Source organism: Acinetobacter sp. ANC 4654, from assembly GCF_002135425.1.
In the GTDB taxonomy this organism is placed as follows: Bacteria; Pseudomonadota; Gammaproteobacteria; order Pseudomonadales; family Moraxellaceae; genus Acinetobacter; species Acinetobacter kyonggiensis.
On sequence record NZ_NEGL01000005.1, the window covers coordinates 160,460 to 178,040 of the forward strand.

At 41.0% G+C, this 17,581-nt stretch carries 15 protein-coding genes; 4 read left to right on the forward strand and 11 right to left on the reverse strand.

Features of this window, described 5'->3' with window-relative positions; all coding sequences use genetic code 11:
• Positions 1 to 41 precede the first annotated feature (41 nt).
• The gene (locus B9T24_RS09435) at positions 42 to 1,313 is read right to left on the reverse strand and encodes a Glu/Leu/Phe/Val family dehydrogenase (protein ID WP_086165612.1); all 1,272 of its coding nucleotides are present in this window, start codon (positions 1,311 to 1,313) and stop codon (positions 42 to 44) included.
• A 209-nt stretch (positions 1,314 to 1,522) separates the two neighbouring features.
• On the opposite strand from B9T24_RS09435, the gene B9T24_RS09440 reads away from it, so the two are divergent.
• Positions 1,523 to 1,945: an Lrp/AsnC family transcriptional regulator gene (locus B9T24_RS09440; protein ID WP_086165530.1), complete on the forward strand. Its 423-nt coding sequence runs from the start codon at positions 1,523 to 1,525 to the stop codon at positions 1,943 to 1,945.
• 159 nt (positions 1,946 to 2,104) lie between these two features.
• Here B9T24_RS09440 and B9T24_RS09445 read toward each other — a convergent pair whose 3' ends face one another.
• From B9T24_RS09445 to kdpA, 5 genes are all read right to left on the reverse strand, one after another.
• Positions 2,105 to 2,833, reverse strand: coding sequence for a response regulator (locus B9T24_RS09445; RefSeq protein WP_086165613.1), 729 nt, complete (start codon positions 2,831 to 2,833; stop codon positions 2,105 to 2,107).
• Between the two features lie 6 nt (positions 2,834 to 2,839).
• The gene (locus B9T24_RS09450) at positions 2,840 to 5,521 is read right to left on the reverse strand and encodes a sensor histidine kinase (RefSeq protein WP_086165531.1); all 2,682 of its coding nucleotides are present in this window, start codon (positions 5,519 to 5,521) and stop codon (positions 2,840 to 2,842) included.
• 311 nt (positions 5,522 to 5,832) lie between these two features.
• Positions 5,833 to 6,438, reverse strand: coding sequence for a potassium-transporting ATPase subunit KdpC (gene kdpC / locus B9T24_RS09455; protein ID WP_086165532.1), 606 nt, complete (start codon positions 6,436 to 6,438; stop codon positions 5,833 to 5,835).
• A 10-nt stretch (positions 6,439 to 6,448) separates the two neighbouring features.
• Complete coding sequence (gene kdpB / locus B9T24_RS09460) at positions 6,449 to 8,476, reverse strand: potassium-transporting ATPase subunit KdpB (RefSeq protein WP_086165533.1); 2,028 nt, start codon at positions 8,474 to 8,476, stop codon at positions 6,449 to 6,451.
• A 12-nt stretch (positions 8,477 to 8,488) separates the two neighbouring features.
• Positions 8,489 to 10,222, reverse strand: a complete 1,734-nt coding sequence (gene kdpA, locus B9T24_RS09465; protein ID WP_086165534.1) for a potassium-transporting ATPase subunit KdpA — start codon at positions 10,220 to 10,222, stop codon at positions 8,489 to 8,491.
• Positions 10,223 to 10,582: 360 nt separating this feature from the next.
• Here kdpA and B9T24_RS09470 point away from each other — a divergent pair, with 360 nt between their 5' ends.
• From B9T24_RS09470 to B9T24_RS09480, 3 genes are read left to right on the forward strand one after another with little or no spacing between them, the layout of a single operon-like run.
• Entirely contained in the window at positions 10,583 to 11,155 is a 573-nt protein-coding gene (locus B9T24_RS09470; RefSeq protein ID WP_086165535.1) for a DUF2358 domain-containing protein, read from the forward strand.
• The gene (locus B9T24_RS09475) at positions 11,125 to 11,625 is read left to right on the forward strand and encodes a chalcone isomerase family protein (RefSeq protein WP_086165536.1); all 501 of its coding nucleotides are present in this window, start codon (positions 11,125 to 11,127) and stop codon (positions 11,623 to 11,625) included. The genes B9T24_RS09470 and B9T24_RS09475 overlap by 31 nt, the downstream gene beginning before the upstream one ends.
• Before the next feature lie 18 nt (positions 11,626 to 11,643).
• Positions 11,644 to 12,339 (forward strand): response regulator transcription factor, encoded by a 696-nt coding sequence (locus B9T24_RS09480; RefSeq protein ID WP_086165537.1) that lies wholly within the window; start codon positions 11,644 to 11,646, stop codon positions 12,337 to 12,339.
• A 6-nt stretch (positions 12,340 to 12,345) separates the two neighbouring features.
• Here the strand turns inward: B9T24_RS09480 and B9T24_RS09485 are convergent, their stop codons facing one another.
• From B9T24_RS09485 to B9T24_RS09505, 5 genes are read right to left on the reverse strand one after another with little or no spacing between them, the layout of a single operon-like run.
• On the reverse strand, positions 12,346 to 13,668 hold the full coding sequence (locus B9T24_RS09485) for a sensor histidine kinase (RefSeq protein ID WP_086165538.1): 1,323 nt from the start codon (positions 13,666 to 13,668) through the stop codon (positions 12,346 to 12,348).
• A 46-nt stretch (positions 13,669 to 13,714) separates the two neighbouring features.
• A complete protein-coding gene (locus B9T24_RS09490) occupies positions 13,715 to 14,764 on the reverse strand; it encodes an SAM-dependent methyltransferase (protein ID WP_086165539.1) in 1,050 nt (349 codons plus the stop codon).
• Positions 14,765 to 14,772: 8 nt separating this feature from the next.
• Positions 14,773 to 15,552: a DUF1295 domain-containing protein gene (locus tag B9T24_RS09495; protein WP_086165540.1), complete on the reverse strand. Its 780-nt coding sequence runs from the start codon at positions 15,550 to 15,552 to the stop codon at positions 14,773 to 14,775.
• Between the two features lie 40 nt (positions 15,553 to 15,592).
• Positions 15,593 to 16,789: an SAM-dependent methyltransferase gene (locus tag B9T24_RS09500; RefSeq protein WP_086165541.1), complete on the reverse strand. Its 1,197-nt coding sequence runs from the start codon at positions 16,787 to 16,789 to the stop codon at positions 15,593 to 15,595.
• Positions 16,786 to 17,580 carry a DUF1365 domain-containing protein gene (locus B9T24_RS09505; RefSeq protein WP_086165542.1) on the reverse strand — a complete coding sequence of 265 codons (795 nt, stop codon included), beginning with the start codon at positions 17,578 to 17,580 and terminating at the stop codon, positions 16,786 to 16,788. Before B9T24_RS09505 ends, B9T24_RS09500 begins: the two co-directional genes overlap by 4 nt.
• Position 17,581 lies beyond the last annotated feature (1 nt).

A 17,581-nucleotide genomic window follows, 5' to 3' on the forward strand; every position in this document is an offset into this window, starting at 1 on the left:
TTTTTACTTAAACTAAATGGTGAACAGTGGCGAAGCGACGATTAGCCCGGGAAAATTCCGCGTTCTTTACGTGCTTTCAAGATGCGTTCACATGCCAAAATGTAAGCTGCGGTACGCAAGCTGCATTGTTTTTCCTGCGCTTTACTCCAAACATCTTCAACCGCTGACATCATGAGTTTGTCCAAACGTTGATTAATTTCATCTTCCGTCCAGAAATAGCTCGCCATGTCCTGTACCCATTCGAAGTAACTGACCGTTACCCCGCCAGCGTTGCACAATACATCGGGTACAATGCTGATCTGACGCTGTAATAAAATCTCTTCAGCTTCTGGATACGTTGGACCGTTGGCACCTTCCAAGATCAGTTTGGCCGTAAGATTTTGCGCACGTTCTGCAGTAATCTGACCTTCCAAAGCAGCAGGAATCAGGATATCCATCTCGATAGTCCAAAATTCTTGATCATCAATCATGCTTGCTTCTGGGAAGCCTGCGACACCTTGATGCTGCGCTACATGCTCTTGCAATTGTTTAACATCTAAACCTTGCTCGCTATAGATCGTGCCTGTATGGTCTTGTACACAAACCACTTTGGCATTGGCTTTATGGAATAAGTAAGCCGCTTCACTGCCGACATTACCAAAACCCTGAATCGCCACACGACTGCCTTCAATTGACAAATTGATTTTTTTGGCAACTTCTAAGCCCGTCACAAACACGCCACGACCTGTCGCACGAACACGACCCAATGAACCACCCAAGTGCACTGGCTTACCCGTTACTACGCTAGTCACGGTATGACCTTTAATGCTGGAATAGGTATCCATCATCCAACCCATAATGTCGGCATTGGTGCCTACATCCGGTGCTGGAATATCCGTTTGTGGGCCAATAATCGGGCTAATTTCGCTGGTAAAGCGACGCGTCAAACGCTCTAACTCACGAGGAGACAATTTACGTGGATCGACGCGAACGCCGCCTTTGGCACCACCATAAGGTAAATTCAGTACTGCGGTCTTGATGGTCATCCAAGCAGCCAATGCCATAACTTCATTCAGCTCAACATCTGGATGATAGCGAATTCCGCCTTTACCCGGGCCACGCGATAGATTGTGTTGAACACGGTAGCCTTCAAAATGCTGAATAGAGCCATCATCCATCACAATCGGTACATCTACGATGAGCGCACGTTTTGGTCGCTTTAATGTATTCACAAAAGGAATTAAATCTTCTTCTAAATAAGGAGTAACCTGATTAATCTGCGCAAGATAAGTCTGCCATGCTCGGCTATTTTCCATTTCATACGACAAAGACATAGATATTTTCCCTTGTAAAATTCGTTTGATCAAATCCATTAAAAAAACAGGTGACGCCATACAACATGGTCTTTATCTATCCAGACAAGCTTCCAAATGTCATGTATGCGTCCATAGACATAGTATGAAAAATCAAATTGACTCAAAAAAGTTGTTATTTTAATTAAAATGAAATAAATTTTATCAATTTGCTAAGTGACAAAATCAAAATGAATGATACCGACAGCCAAATCCTTGGTTTACTGCGTGACAATGCCCGAATGTCGATTACCGATTTAGCCAATAAAATTCGTGTTTCACGCGCCACCGTTCAAAAACGAATTGAATATATGGAGATGAGCGGCATTATCATGGGCTATACCATCCGGATTAAGCCCAGTGCCAACCAAAATACCATTCGGGCTTGGATGAATATTATGGTGGAAGGCACCCAAACCCGTGCTGTTGTTAAAGCATTACGCCTAGATTCGGCAGTACAGACGTTACATACGACCAATGGCAAGTGGGATTTACTGGTAGAATTAGAGTCAGATAGCTTAGAAAGTTTTGATAAAATATTAGAAAGAATACGAAATATATCAGGAATTTATAACACCGAAACCAGTATTTTACTGTCCACCTATAAAGCATAAACTCTGATTCAATAAAAATAATGAAATATAAATTAAGCATTAGCGCATTGTGTACAGCAAACCTGATCATCTCGAGTCAGGTTTGCCTTTTGTTATTCATCTGACACATTCCATCTATGCTTAAAGATAACGCCATGACGAATGAACGTGGTTATTCTTTTACCGATGCAGTAGAAAACCATCTTTACCTAAAAACCTTAACCCCACGCCTGACTCCGTCGCAATATATTGAGGATGAATGGCATCATCCTGTAACTTAGCGCGTAATTTCGCCACTAAAATGCGTAAATAATGCGTATCTTGCTGATGTGTCGGCCCCCATAATTCTTTTAAAATCTGGGGTTGGGTCATCAATTGCCCACGATGTTGAGCAAGCAGCATCAAGAGTTGAAATTCTTTACGGGTTAAAGATAATAGCGCGTTGGATAAAAACACTTGTCGTTGGGCAAAATCAATTTTTAATACCCCATCATCAAACAGAGCGGATTCTGTTGTCTGTACAACCTGATTCCTCAACATGACCCGTATACGTGCCATCAACTCTTGTACACTAAAAGGCTTGGTCACATAGTCATTCGCCCCTGCATCCAAAAGTGCCACTTTTTCAGTCTCATCCGCACGTACTGAAAGTATAATCACGGGGACTTGTGACCAAACTCGAAGCTCTGTTAAAACCTGTTTCCCATCTAAATCAGGTAGACCCAAATCCAAAATGACCAAATCGGCACCTTGTAAGGCGAGTATTTCCAGTCCCCTCTGCCCAGTTTCTGCCAAAAAAGTTTTATAGCCTTGCGCACGTAAGGCAATATCCAAAAACTTACGGATTTGTGGTTCATCATCAATGATTAATACATTCACGGCATTGCTTGGAACATTTAAATCATTCATTTTCATTCATTTCTCATTTATGCCATGCTGTATCGGCAATACAATGCGAATACAGGTTCCGCGATGATTTTTTGCTTCAGTGGCTGAAATCTGTCCCATATGTGCCCCAATAATGGCTTTTACAATGGTCAATCCCAAACCAGTGCCGTATTGTCCACGATCGCCACGTTGCATGGTATAAAACATATCAAAAATACGATTACGCTCTTCTTCAGGTATCCCGAAACCCTGATCACTTATTGCAATTTGTACCTGCTCATCATTCACCTTTTTAACTTCAATTTCAACGGCTTCATCTTCAGGTGAAAACTTCGCTGCATTTTCCAAGACATTAAAAATGGCTTGTTCAATTAAAGCAGCATGTACAAATAAACTCACCCCCTCTTCAGGCATGCTAATGCGTACCTGAACTTTCGGTAAATATCGCTTTAAACGGCGCACGGCTGACCCGACCAATTCATCGATTCCAATCCAGTCCCGTTTCAAACTTAAGCCTTCATGTCCTAAACGAGTCATATCCAATAAATTTTGGATATAACGATCTAAGCGTTCACCTTCCAAATGAATCGCCTCTAGTAGGCTGTCTTGATCTGCCTCATCCATCGCATGTCGATAATGACTTAAAGTCTCCGCGGCTCCAATCATTGAAGCTAAAGGTGAACGTAAATCATGCGAAACGGAAGATAACAAGGCTGAACGTAGCTTTTCAGTTTCAGACGTCACATTGGCAATTTCCAATTCTTTACTCAGTTGGGTTCGTGAAATGGCCTGCGCGATATATTCAATCATGGTTTCCGCTAAACGCTTTTGTTCAACGCTCAGCATTTGCATAGCATGGGTAAACTTCAAGCCGACCACACCCAAACATTGTTTCGATGCCAAAAGCGGCAAAAACCACCATTCATTTTCTGTCAAAGTTTGGGTAAAACGCCCCGAAGGTTGCTGATTAGAAATGCTCCATGCTGCCGATATTTTCTCTTTATCTGAAAGTGCCGAGTCAGTATGATCATTACCCATCAAGTCTGGGGTAGGACCATAGAGTAGAACCTCGGCTTGCAGATTTTTTTCTAAACTTTGTTTTGCAATTTCATTGACCTGCTCACTATTTACAGCAGTCGATAACTTCTGTCCTAAATCCTGCATAATGCTGTTATAGCTATTGGCTGCTTTTAATGCGGTCACTTGCTCACGTAAACGAGATGCTAAACGACTTGCAATCAGTGCCGCAGCTAAAAATGCCACAACGGTAATCACGCCCTGATGTGCCGAAATCTGGAAGGTATATTTAGGTGCAATAAAGAAAAAATTATATGCAAGGAAGAAAATGATCGCGGAACATGCGGCTGCAATCATGCGGGTTTTGGATGCAACAAACACGACAGCAGTAATAAAAATGACGGAAAGTTCTTCAATGCCGAGATACCTCTCCCCCAAATTTGCCATGATAATACTGACAATTGTGGTGAACAAAACCAATAGTGACTCTTTAACACTTAGAAATAAACCAATTTGAGTGACAGGATGAAGCGTTTTTTGTTTCGATTGAATCGGAACAATACTCAGCTCAAAATGCGGATGATGTTTTAAAATCTGCGCAATTAAATTGGATTTAAAGTTGAAGCTATATTTTTTAGGTTGTTCCTGCGCCAACACCAAAGTTGAAATGCCCCGTTCAAGCGCAAATTCTGACAGTATTTTGGCATGTTGCTGACCGTATAAAATTTCGGTCATCCCACCAAGTTGCCGACATAAATTCAAAGCCCGTTCTATTTCCCTGCTTTGTGCATCTGTTTGATGGATCTGTTGATTCTCTTTTTGCTGCTGATACTGATCATCCATAAAAGCAACCACCGTCCAAGTGGCTAAACGATTTTCAGCAAGACGGCATCCTGCGCGTACCAAAGCTTCAGATTGTCCTAAACCATTAATCATAATCAGCAAATGATTCTTAAGGGGAATCGGGGTCAGCCCTTGTAAGGCGAAATTTTCACGCACATCGCTATCGACATGACTGGCAACCGTTTGCATGGCCAGTTCACGTAAAGCGGTTAAATTTGAACTATTAAAAAAACCCTGTAGCGCATGTTGAACTTGCTCGGGAATATACACTTTGCCCTGATTTAAACGCTCTAATAACTCATTAACTGGTAAGTCAATTAAGCGAATATCTCGGATACGTTCAAACACTCGATCAGGTACTGTTTCTTTCACCCGAATCCCTGTAATCTGATAAATCACATCATTTAAACTTTCCAGATGCTGAATATTCATGGTGGTAAAAACATCAATGCCAGCATCAAGCAGTTCATTAATATCCTGCCAGCGTTTTTCATGCCGACTGCCGGGCATATTGGTATGGGCAAATTCATCGACCAAAACAATTTGCGCTTTCTGTGCTAAAACGGCATCTAAATCCATTTCTTCAAGATGATGCCCTTGATAGTGCATTTTTTTTCGGGGAATACAGGGTAATCCCTCAATTAAACTTTCAGTTTCCGCACGACCATGTGTTTCGATATACGCAATAACAATATTTTGCCCTTGCTGAAATAAATCACGCGCTCGAACCAACATGGCATAGGTTTTTCCTACCCCTGGGGCAGCACCTAAAAAGATGGTTAAACGCCCCGATTGATAGCGCTTGGCATGTTGCAATAAAACATCTACTTTATTATTTCGATTTTCCATAGAAATATCTTTTTAAAATAATTAAATCAACAATGTTGCTTTTCGAAAATATAAATTATTTATACCCGAACTAAAAATAGGATACGCGGTAACGTCATCCGCTGCTGTTCGAGGCAAACAGTAATCTATTCCATCATGTTTCTGCGAAATATTTGAGCACTATTGCATTTTGACGAGTTCAGCGGATGACAAACGGTTTTGGTTACTTTTGCCATGACAAAAGTAATAAACGAGCTCCTACCATTAAACTTTATCTGGTAGGACTCCGTCGTGAAAAAATATGACCAACCCTTCTGGTAAATATACAGGAATTATTCTTTTATCTGATCTAAAGCTAAATTTAACTCAAGTACATTAATACGCTCTTGCCCCAACACGCCAAAGGTTGGCTTTAAGGTATATTGCTGAATCAGCTCAATCACCTGCTGATCAGACAAATGTCTAGCCGCTGCAACACGTTGCACCTGAATCATGGCCGATTTCAGACTAATTTCAGGGTCAATCCCGCTACCAGAAGCAGTCACCAAATCACTTGGAATTTGACGACCCTCTATATGGTCCCTAGCTTCAATGTCCGCTATACGTTGCTCAATCATTTTCGTCAATTCAGGATTGGTTCTCGCCATATTACTGCCTGCCATGGCCATAGGATCATAATTGGCTGCCGAAGGTCGGGGCTGAAAATACTTCGGATCAGTAAAGGGTTGCGCCACTAAATTTGAACCTAAAACCGCTCCATCTAATTCAATCAAACTGCCATTGGCTTGCGCTGGAAATAAAAGCTGTCCCAGTCCTGTCGCTGTTGCACTATATAAAAAACCACATAAACCCAAACCAACAATGGTTAACCCAATAGATGCACGAAGCAATGAGGCATATGAAGGTTGTAGTAAATGTTCTGTATGTACAGTATTCATGTTCAGCTCCTTAAACGACCAATATTTGACTGATCACCAGATCAATGGCTTTGATTGCAACAAATGGTAATATCACGCCACCCACACCATAAATCAGCATGTTACGGCGTAATAATTGTGTCGATGTTGACGGTTTAAATTTCACACCACGTAAAGCAATGGGAATGAGTAATGGAATAATGATGGCATTAAAAATTAGTGCTGAAAGGATGGCACTTTCAGAGCTGCCCAATTGCATGACATTGAGCACACTCATTTGTGGGATGGCGGCAACAAAAAGTGCAGGTAAGATTGCAAAATATTTTGAAATATCGTTGGCTAAAGAGAATGTCGTCAATGCGCCACGGGTAATCAATTGTTGTTTTCCAATTTCAACTACAGCCAACAATTTGGTTGGATCAGAATCTAAATCCACCATATTGCCTGCTTCTTTGGCCGCTTGCGTACCCGAGTTCATCGCCAAGCCTATATCTGCCTGCGCAAGTGCTGGTGCATCATTGGTGCCATCACCGACCATCGCAACCAAATGCCCTTTGTTTTGTTCAGCACGAATACAGTTCAACTTATCTTCAGGTCTGGCTTCGGCAATATAATCATCCACACCTGCTTCAGCGGCAATGGCAGCAGCAGTCAGCGGATTATCCCCAGTCACCATGACTGTTTTAATGCCCATTTCACGTAAACGTGCAAACTTTTCTTTAATGCCCGCTTTAATCACATCCGACAGTTCAATCACACCCAATAGGTTTTGACCATAAGCAACAACTAAAGGCGTTGCCCCTTTCGATGCCACTTGTTCAACACGGGTTCTGAGTTCGCTATGACGGGAAATATCCTGTGAGGTGAATTTTAAAATCGCATCCAAAGCACCCTTACGAATTTGCTGACCATCGACCAGATTCACACCTGAAATACGGGTTGAAGCATTAAATGGAATAAATTCAGCTTGTTCAGGTTCATGAACTTTTTCGCCCTGTTCTTTCGCCAGTGCAACCACAGATTTTCCCTCAGGCGTAGGATCTGCAAGTGAGGTCAATACCGCAGCTTGACGAAGTTCCGCGTCCGAAACACCAGCTAATGGATAAAATGCCGTCGCCTGACGATCCCCATAGGTAATGGTTCCTGTTTTATCCAAAAGCAAGACATCAATATCCCCTGCAATTTCAACCGCTTTACCTGATTTTGCAATCACGTTGGCTTTTAAAGCACGGTTCATTCCCGCAATACCAATCGCAGGCAGTAAGCCGCCAATGGTGGTTGGAATCAAACACACCAATAAAGCCACCAACAAAATAGGATTAATTTCAATATTCAGAAAATGACCAATAATCGGCAAGCTAATTACAACAATGACAAAAGTCATCGTCATCACAGTCAGTAAAATACCCAGTGCAATTTCATTCGGTGTTTTTTGACGATTTGAACCTTCCACCAAAGCAATCATGCGGTCTAAAAAGCTATTGCCCACTTCTGCTGTGACTTGCACGATAATACGATCGGTTAAAACTTTGGTTCCGCCAATCACACCTGAACGATCCGTTCCTGCCTCACGTAATACAGGTGCAGACTCGCCTGTCACCGCAGCTTCATTAATGGTGGCAAAACCATGAACAATTTCACCATCTGAAGGAATCAGTTCACCTGCACGCACCTCGATCAAATCATTGAGCTTTAATGCAGCCGCAGCAATTTGCACACCATCAGTATCGTGTAAATTTGCAATACGTCTTGCAGTTAAGTTTTGACGTGCCTGTCTCAGTGAGGAGGCCTGACCACGTCCTTTGGCTTCGGCAATCGCTTCCGCATAATTGGCAAACAAAACGGTAATAAATAAAATTAGAGTCACAAGCAAACCAAAAACAAAGTTCGCTTTGCCTAAAATCGTACTGATTAAAGTCACAATCGTACCAAGCCAGACAATTGCCATCACTGGGTTTTTAAATGCATGTTGTGGCAACAGTTTAATAAACGCATCTTTCCATGCTTCAGCTTGAAAAAGCGTTGAAGTATTTTGTTCAGACTGTACTGAATTATTCATGAATTTCACTCCTTAGCCTTGAACCAATAACAAATGATCAGCGATTGGCCCTAAAACTAAGACAGGCATAAATTGTAATAGAGTCAACATCACAACAATGGCAATTAGGGTTAAAGCAAAGGTAGGCGTTTCCACTTTTAAGCTACCGTGACTTTCAGGTGCCTGACGTTTAGCGGCTAAACGTGTCGCAATAATGAGGGGAATAATTAAAGTGGGGAAACGTCCGAGCAATAAGGCCATGCTACAGGTGACATTCCACCATACGGTGTTATCTGCTAAACCTTCAAAACCTGAACCGTTATTGGCAAATGCCGAAACATATTCATATAAAACCTGCGTAACGCCATGATAGGCAGGGTTACTGTTGCCTGTGAGTTCAGGAAAAAATAAGGCTATTGAGGTCAATCCTAAAATCACAATCGGCTGAATCAGAATCACGACAGCAAGCAGTTTGATTTCACCCGCTTCAATTTTTCGACCAAAAAGCTCAGGAGTACGCCCAGTCATTAAACCTGCAATAAACACAGCCAAAAACAGATAGATAATGAATTGCTGTAAGCCGCAACCGATACCGCCCCAAATGGCATTAATCAGCATATCGGACAGCGCGACTAGCCCTGTCAGTGGTGATGCAGAATCATGCATCATATTGACTGAACCATTATTCACTTGTGTGGTTAATGCGGCCCATAGCGCAGAAGATGATTCACCAAAACGCATTTCTTTACCTTCCATCGCAGAAATTTGTGATGCGGTTTGAGAAAGACTTTCAGACCAGATTGCACTTGATGCTGAAATCACCGACATCAACAACATTGAACCAAAAACAAAGGCTGCAAATTTTGGACGTTTGGTGAAAAAACCCAACATGAAAATTACACTGATTGGAATCAATAAGATTGCCAACATTTCCATAAAGTTGGAAAAGGGTGTTGGATTTTCTAAAGGCACCGCACTGTTTGGACCATACCATCCACCGCCATTACTGCCGAGTTGCTTAATGGCAACCATCGGTGCAACGGGGCCGAGTGGAATTTTTTGTACTTTTAATTCCGCAGTCTGATCAACAACTTGAACTTCTGGCCCACCCTGAAATGTGGCTGGTACACCTTGGCTGTTTAAAAATAATGACCAAACCATACACAGCGGAATCAAGAAGCGAAAGGTTGGACGAATCACATCTGCCCAATAGTTTCCAACATTGATACTTTTAATTTTTTCAGTAAAGCTTTGGTTCGATAAAGATGATGCTGCCGTAGTTTGATCATTTGAACGCTCAAAAAATAAAGCACGAACAGTGGCAACCACCATTGCCAAGCCCATCATTGGGGTAATGACTTGCAAGCCAACAATTCCAACCATTTGTGATAAATAGGAAAGCTGTGCCTGACCTGAATAATGTTGCTGATTGGTATTGGTCAAAAAGGAAATCATGCTATGTAAAGCCAGATCCCATGACATATTGGGTGCATGATTTGGATTGAATGGCAACCATGCCTGCACCATAAACAAGCCCCACACCGCAAAACCAATGACTGTGCAACTGAACATAAAACTCAAGATATACGTTTTAACATTCATCCCTTGCTTAGGATTGGTTCCCAAAATTGCATAAATCGGTTTCTCAATCCAATTGAATAGTGGATCAATTTTCATTGCACGGTTGTGCATAATGGCGGCAAGATATTTTCCGAGCGGAAAAGCCAAAAGCGTGACAATCACTACAAGTAGAATGAGCTCTAACATGACATTTCTCCTCTCGATGAAATGCCTCTATTCGTCAATGTTATATTTTTAAATGTCTTGCATTGTAAGCATCTAATTTGCTGCTTTACCTGTTGATGAGCTATGTTTTTAGCGTCCATCATTTCCATCCTAAACATCGGGGATATTCCAGAATGTAGTATGAAAAACAACAACGTAAACTCTCTATCATGGAAATGATCTTAGGCGTAAAATTTGCGTAAAATTCTCAATCAAAATAGTAAAGTGATCATACTCTGAACTTTTGAACCGCAAGTCAGCTTTTCAAAGTTTAAATATTCACACTCCATTCACGCCCATCGCTCTAAAGTATCAATATAAGATTCAAGATGGATAATAATCATGAAATACCGTAAAACAATAGCAAGTTCTTTGCTGGCATTACTGTGTTTATCTGGATGTAAAAATATCCCAAGTTATTCCTCTGATTATCATAGCGCCAAGAATGACATTACAGGCATCATGCTAAATGACGCACAAGCTTTAGCAATTGGTACACGTTTTACCTCGACTTTTAATACGTTGGGCACGCCCGAATTTGTAAATCAAGCCAGTGCGCTGTATGCAGAGCACCTTTTTATTAATGACACACTGTCTCAGTTTTCATCACGACAAAATTTAGTTGAGCATTTCAAAGGCATGAATAAACGTGTCAGTAATGTCACGGTCAAATTATTAAGCACAAGTTATCATCAAGACTCCGCGTATGTGCATTGGTATATGGCTTACGATTTCAAATTTTTAGGGACTGATAAAAAGATGGCTTCACACGGAATAAGTGAAATTAAAGTGAATGCTGCCCAGCAAATTATTTTTCAGCAAGATTTTTGGGATCCAGCAAATGGTTTATATCGTTCACTCCCCTATGTTGGAGGTGTTTACTCATGGTTATTACCATTCAAAAAATCGCCTTAAGCCTTATTTGCCTGACCAGTTTATCGGTCAGTGCCTTAACGCTCGACACAGCGCTACAACCATGTGCAACAGCGCCACTTTTAATTGGCAAAAAACAGGTCGGCCAAGCCAGCTATTTTGCCCAGTCTTGTAAAAAGACTTGGGATAGTCAAAGTATTCAGCTGAATTTTGCTTATACTCAAGATATTCCAGAATGGGCATTTAAACGCGCAGCCACGCATTTTTTAAAGAAAAATATTACTAATTTTCAAGAAAGCTCTGCCCTGAATCATATTACACAGCTCTATAAACCTGTCAAAAATGGCGATTTATACGCTTTGCTGTATACACATCCATCGAAAACATTAACCCTGTCACTGAATCAAAAAAAATTAGGTCATATTCAAAATGATCAGGCCAATCAGTATTTTAAAATTTGGCTAGGGCCACAGCCTTTTAATGCTAAATTGAAGCAACAACTCTTAAACTAAACATCAGAATTAATTGTTATGACAAAACATTTTATCCTCATCGTCGAAGACCATTACGAGCTTGCCTCTACCCTGTGTGAGTTTCTAGAAGAGCATGGTTTTGTCATAGATCATGCACGTAATTTAGATGCCGCACGCAATTTATTAAGGCAGCATCCGTATCATATTCTGTTATTAGATATTAATTTGCCAGATGGCTCAGGTTACGATCTTTGTGCATGGTTAAGGACAGAACAAAGTTTAGACCTGCCTGTACTGATGCTGACTGCACGCGATACCTTAGACGATAAACTAAAAGGTTTTGCTTCAGGCACCGATGATTACCTAGTCAAACCTTTCGACTTTAATGAGTTGGTGGTACGTGTTCGGGCTTTAATTAAAAGATCACTGGGTGAGGTTTCAAATAGCCAATTGCAAATTCATGACCTCATTTTAGATAGCGCTCGTCAAAGTCTAAGCCGTGCGGGTCAAAGCATCGAACTCCCGCCAATTCAATTTAAACTCTTAAAATTATTAATGCGCAACTCACCCAAAGTGATGAGTAAACAAGAAATTATCATGGCTTTATGGGGGGATGCCGAGCCTGAAAGTGATGCGCTACGTAGTCATATTTATAATCTACGTAAAATGGTCGACAAACCTTTCAACCGGAAACTGATTCATACTGTATCTGGGGTGGGCTTAAAAATTGCAATTGAAACCGATTTACCCTAACTTAAACTAACTAAGATACACCACCACAATCAATCCCGTTGAAGGCTTTAAATCAAGATCGCTCTGGATGGTTAAATAATATTGACGATCAAACAATTCTACACGCCAGCCCAATTGCATACACAATTTTTGTACCAATTGCAGTCCAATACCATGCCCTTTGGTTTCTAGTTTGAGTTGCCGACTCGACAATTCCTGTACTTTCACATCATTGGGTAAATTGATGCCAATGCCGTTATCGGCAATTAACACTTTATTTTTTTGCAAAATAATATCAATTTCTGAACCTTGCGAATAATTTAAGGCATTACGCAAAATATTGCCAAAGACCATTTTGGTCATAGATGGATAAAGTTGACGTGTCTGTTCATCTCCATCCTGTTCAAGTTTGATCTGTATGCCTTTAACCTGCCCCACACTGTCTAAATCGAGTTGTAATTCCTGTAAAATATTGAATAGTGATTTATGTTCTGGGGTCAGTGTATTGGTGGTATTACGTGCAATTGCCAACAAGGTATCGACCAATAACTGCATATCTTCAATGGTATTGCCCAAACGCGTAAAAGCTTTGTTATCACCATAACGTGCTTGGCAAAGTTGCACATTGCCTTTTAAAATCGTCAACGGTGTGCGAAGCTCATGACTGACATCACCGCTAAACTCACGTTCACGACGAATAAACTCACTTAACACTTGATGATATTTCTCTAGTGCTTGTTTTAAATATTCCGCTTCCATGTTGGCATCCGTGCTAATGCCCTGAAACGGTGACGCTTCTTTATTCTGATGTTCCCAGTCAATATTTTCTAAAGCATTGGCCAGTCGGGTAATCGGAGAAAAGTATCGGCGCGCACGACGATTCCACCACCACAGCACACTATAAAGAATAAACAAACTAAACATTAACGGTGCCAAACCAAACAACCAAACCAGCTTATTGACGTTACTCTCACCAAAAACTAAAAGTACATGCTGTCCATTACGTTCTCCATAAACGGTCATGCGCTCTTTGCCATCAATAAAATGACGGTCAATGCCTGATTTTAACTGCATATTTTGAAACTTAGTTGGTCTAACCTCGCTCCATCGGTAACCATACAAATTTTTAGTATCGGGTAAATCAGCCTTTGGATTACGCTCAACACGCATCCAATAATGCTCCATTTCCTGTTCAAGCGCCGTTTTTAGCAATGTGCCTTTAATCACCCATGCACTGCATGAAATACCAATCACAATCGATAACGCAATCAGTCCAATTTGCAACCAATAGTAACGATTAAAGACTTCACCCAAGGGATGAGCACGGTTGCCCTTAAATAGCTTCAACATAGACTCATCCCTTACCTGACCAACTAAGTGTCAAATTCAATTTAGATTATAGGACTTTCTTTTTAAACAAAAAGTGACCAATTACCCATTCTTGCCCCTGCTCAAAACCAAACAATTCAGCACAGGCCATAAAGAAAATCCTCCAGCGTTGCCACCACGCTGCGGCAGCCTTGCCATAGGTTTTTTCAAATAAGGGTTTTAAGCGTTGCTCATGTCGATCCATATTTTCCAGCCAAGCATTGGCAGTCCGTTCATACTGTGTCCCTGACCACTGCCAATGCTGCTCTAACTGTAAATGATCTTGAAAATGTAAGAAAGTTGAAGCCGATGGCATGAGTCCACCGCTAAAGAAGTATTTTGACATCCAATCATATTCATTCTTAATTTCAAATGGATAATGTAAAAACCGATGACAAAAAATATGACACCAGAGTAATCCTTCAGGCTTCAGCCAAGTGTTTATTTTTTCAAATAGTTTTTGATAATTACGTACATGTTCAAACATTTCCACCGATACGACTCGATCAAATGTGCCACTTTCAAGTTCCAGCACATTCACATCACAAGTGATTACACTCAAATTGTTGAACTGTCGTAATTTGGCTTGTTGTTGAATATATTTACGTTGCGTTGCAGAATTCGATACCACGGTGATGCTTGCATTTGGATACCGCTCCGCCATCCATAAACTTAAAGATCCCCAACCACAACCGATCTCTAAAATATGTTGACCATCTTGTAATTGCGCACGTTGACAATAGCTCGCTAAAGCCAGTTCCTCAGCTTCATCTAAAGTGGTTTGAGCATCGGCAAATAAACTTGCACTGTACTTTAAGCGTTTCCCCAGTACCGCCTGAAAAAACTCAGTCGGTAACTCATAATGCTGTTCATTGGCCTTATCGGTTTCGATGGCAATTTCACTGCTTTTCAGCATGTTCAGTACGTCCATATAACGCTGGGCGCCCTGTTCAGGATCATAACGTCCTTCTTGAATTAAGCGTTTTTTACTTAAGCCCCGTATTGCAGCACGAATCGCCTGATCTGGAAGCAAGCCACTTTCGACAATTCTTAGCGACTGTTGAATAATAAAATCCATAGGTTGTTCTACTCTTTAGGTTGCCAAGGAATAAACATTGACGTGCGCTGTTGATAATCTCGGTAGTTTTGACCGCGATGCCGTAATGCTTGTTGTTCACTAAACGGAATACCGGTGATGTAGTACAAAAACAACCACATCAATACGGGATAAATCCATAACACATACAGCCCAGCCGCAAGACCTAAAATGGGATAGGCAAACCAATGCAGCCATTCAAAGAAATAATTTGGATGCCGTGAATATTTCCATAAACCTTGATCCATGGTTTTGCCCTGATGGGCAGGATTTTGTTTAAACCAATACAGTTGATGATCGGCCAGACTTTCACCCATAAATGCCACCAGCATAATCAGTGCGGCAGCGCTCAGTACCCAACTGCTCCAGTCATTCCACTGCATCTGTGTGGTACTCAGTAGCGACAGCATTGGATATGAAAATAGAATCGCAAGACCCGCTTGAAACATGAAAAAAGCTAAAAAACCAAGATGCTGAAACACCCCCAAAGCACGGCGCATATTGGCATAGCGCCGATCTTCTTCGGTTTCATGCCAATAACGACGCAATAAATGCCAAGTCAGGCGTAAGAACCAAATACTGCTCGCAAGACCAATGAAAATTCGTACTGCTATAGGCGCAGTATCAAGCACACATGCAGCCCAGATCACATTGAGCGCAATACTAAAACTCCATGCAACATCGACTAAACCTGCACGGTGGTTATAAGTCACAATGACCCAGCAAAACAGCATAATGAAAACGTCAAGTAACAATACATCTAGCAGCATTTAGCGTTCTCCTTGGCAAATTCATGCAGAAGATTCAAATTTAATATGCACTGACCTCAAACAACAGGTGCACATCACTAATCACGCCTTCCTTAAAACCACCTTCGCAATAGCACAAGTAAAAATCCCACATACGGATAAAGTTTTCGTCAAAACCCAGTGCAAGGACTTGTTCACGTGCAGCTAAAAAGTTTTTTCGCCAACAATGCAAAGTTTGTGCATAACTTTGTCCAATATCTTCTAAATGTTTTAAACGTAATTTTTGTTCTGATGCCGTTTGAGTTAAGACACTGACACACGGAATGAAACTGCCAGGGAAAATATAACGCTTAATATAATCCACCGTATTTAACGCTTTTTTATAACGTGCATCTTCAATGGTAATCGCCTGAATTAAAGCCAAACCCTTCGGTTTTAACAAATTGTGGCACTGTTTAAAATAGGTCGATAAATATGCTTCACCCACGGCTTCAATCATTTCAATGGAAACCAGTTTGTCGAATTTTCCTTCAAGCAAACGATAATCCTTCAACTGTACATCGACACGATGCGCCAAACCAGCCGCGTCTACACGCGCCACGGCTTCATCATATTGCGCTTGTGAAATGGTAATTGTGGTGACTTTACAACCATAATTTTGTGCTGCATAAATTGCAAACCCGCCCCAACCACTGCCAATTTCTACCAAATGATCCATCGGTTTAAGTTGTAACTTTTGACAAATCAGCTCTTTTTTATAATTTGAAGCCTGTTCTAAACTCATACTCGGTTCTTTAAATACAGCACTGGAATACATCAGCGATGGATCAAGAAACAACTTAAAGAACTCATTACTCAGGTCATAATGATCAGCAATATTTTTTCGACTACCGTCAATTGAGTTTTTACGTGTTTTGTACCATGCCTTTAAAAAGATTTGGCTGGCTTGAGAAATGATATTTTGATTAAGTTTATCGAGAACATCTCGATTACGCGCCAAAATTTGGATCAGTTCGACCAAATGATCCGTGCTCCAATAGCCCCGAATATAGCCCTCGGCTGCACCCAATACACCATTTTTAAAAATCAACTCCATCAGTTTTTTATTATGAACTCGAACAACAACACTTAACTCAATACTGTCGCCAACAAAACCATTCCACACCCCTTGAAATATAATTTGACCGTGACGCAACTTCAATAAACTACGTAAAACCAAAGGTAGCGAATCTTGTTCACTGGAAATGAGTGTTTTCATAATATTGTATTTCCCTTGTTTTTCTTGGGATGCCGATAAAATGGAACTTTTTTCGTCCATAAACGAAAAGCGTTCCAATAAATACCCGCCATCATTTTAAAAGGTTCAAAGACACAGGAAATAGCATAACGATAGTGTTGTGAAGGAACTGTGATGGGATGCAGTGAAAAGCGCATTGTGGCATCAAATTGCAGTACCTCCTGTTGAAACAACTGCATATGGATGACATTTTGCTGTTCTGAAAAATTAAAACTCCAACGATAATCCATATCCATCGGCATAAAAGGTGAGACATGAAATGATTTTTCAAACGCGAACGAATAGCTTTGAAAATGTGAATGTTGAACTGCTTTATCGCGACAATCGTGGATATAAACCTGACGTTCATTCCAAGGGGTATTGGTGATTTCACTCAAAATAAAAATGGGCTGTTCGGTAGCATCCAAAATAAAATAAAAGACCACCGAGTTAAAATAAAAACCCAAGGTGCGTGGTAGTGCCAACACACGAATTTCTGTGTCTGAAGCCAAGATAATATTGACTTGTTTAAGGAGTATTTTTTTAACTTTTTCCCGAATTGAACCATGCTCTGCAATTAAAAAATCATCTGCATCTAGCCTCAGCACACTCCAGTGCTTCAATGACCACAACCATGATTGCTGCGTAATGCAGTCCATCTGATCGGGGTCAAACCATAAGTAACTTAACTTCGCGTCAAATTCATGCGACTTCGGTAAATAGCGACGATGTCTAATCATTGCAGGCGCAACAGCAAGTGAGGTCATCAACATA

Excerpts from the sequence above, each read along its gene's own strand:
- B9T24_RS09435 (WP_086165612.1), bottom strand. The coding sequence starts at position 1,313 with ATGTCTTTGTCGTATGAAATGGAAAATAGCCGAGCATGGCAGACTTAT.
- B9T24_RS09440 (WP_086165530.1), top strand. The coding sequence starts at position 1,523 with ATGAATGATACCGACAGCCAAATCCTTGGTTTACTGCGTGACAATGCC.
- B9T24_RS09445 (WP_086165613.1), bottom strand. The coding sequence starts at position 2,833 with ATGAATGATTTAAATGTTCCAAGCAATGCCGTGAATGTATTAATCATT.
- B9T24_RS09450 (WP_086165531.1), bottom strand. The coding sequence starts at position 5,521 with ATGGAAAATCGAAATAATAAAGTAGATGTTTTATTGCAACATGCCAAG.
- kdpC (WP_086165532.1), bottom strand. The coding sequence starts at position 6,438 with ATGAATACTGTACATACAGAACATTTACTACAACCTTCATATGCCTCA.
- kdpB (WP_086165533.1), bottom strand. The coding sequence starts at position 8,476 with ATGAATAATTCAGTACAGTCTGAACAAAATACTTCAACGCTTTTTCAA.
- kdpA (WP_086165534.1), bottom strand. The coding sequence starts at position 10,222 with ATGTTAGAGCTCATTCTACTTGTAGTGATTGTCACGCTTTTGGCTTTT.
- B9T24_RS09470 (WP_086165535.1), top strand. The coding sequence starts at position 10,583 with ATGAAATACCGTAAAACAATAGCAAGTTCTTTGCTGGCATTACTGTGT.
- B9T24_RS09475 (WP_086165536.1), top strand. The coding sequence starts at position 11,125 with ATGGTTATTACCATTCAAAAAATCGCCTTAAGCCTTATTTGCCTGACC.
- B9T24_RS09480 (WP_086165537.1), top strand. The coding sequence starts at position 11,644 with ATGACAAAACATTTTATCCTCATCGTCGAAGACCATTACGAGCTTGCC.
- B9T24_RS09485 (WP_086165538.1), bottom strand. The coding sequence starts at position 13,668 with ATGTTGAAGCTATTTAAGGGCAACCGTGCTCATCCCTTGGGTGAAGTC.
- B9T24_RS09490 (WP_086165539.1), bottom strand. The coding sequence starts at position 14,764 with ATGGATTTTATTATTCAACAGTCGCTAAGAATTGTCGAAAGTGGCTTG.
- B9T24_RS09495 (WP_086165540.1), bottom strand. The coding sequence starts at position 15,552 with ATGCTGCTAGATGTATTGTTACTTGACGTTTTCATTATGCTGTTTTGC.
- B9T24_RS09500 (WP_086165541.1), bottom strand. The coding sequence starts at position 16,789 with ATGAAAACACTCATTTCCAGTGAACAAGATTCGCTACCTTTGGTTTTA.
- B9T24_RS09505 (WP_086165542.1), bottom strand. The coding sequence starts at position 17,580 with ATGTTGATGACCTCACTTGCTGTTGCGCCTGCAATGATTAGACATCGT.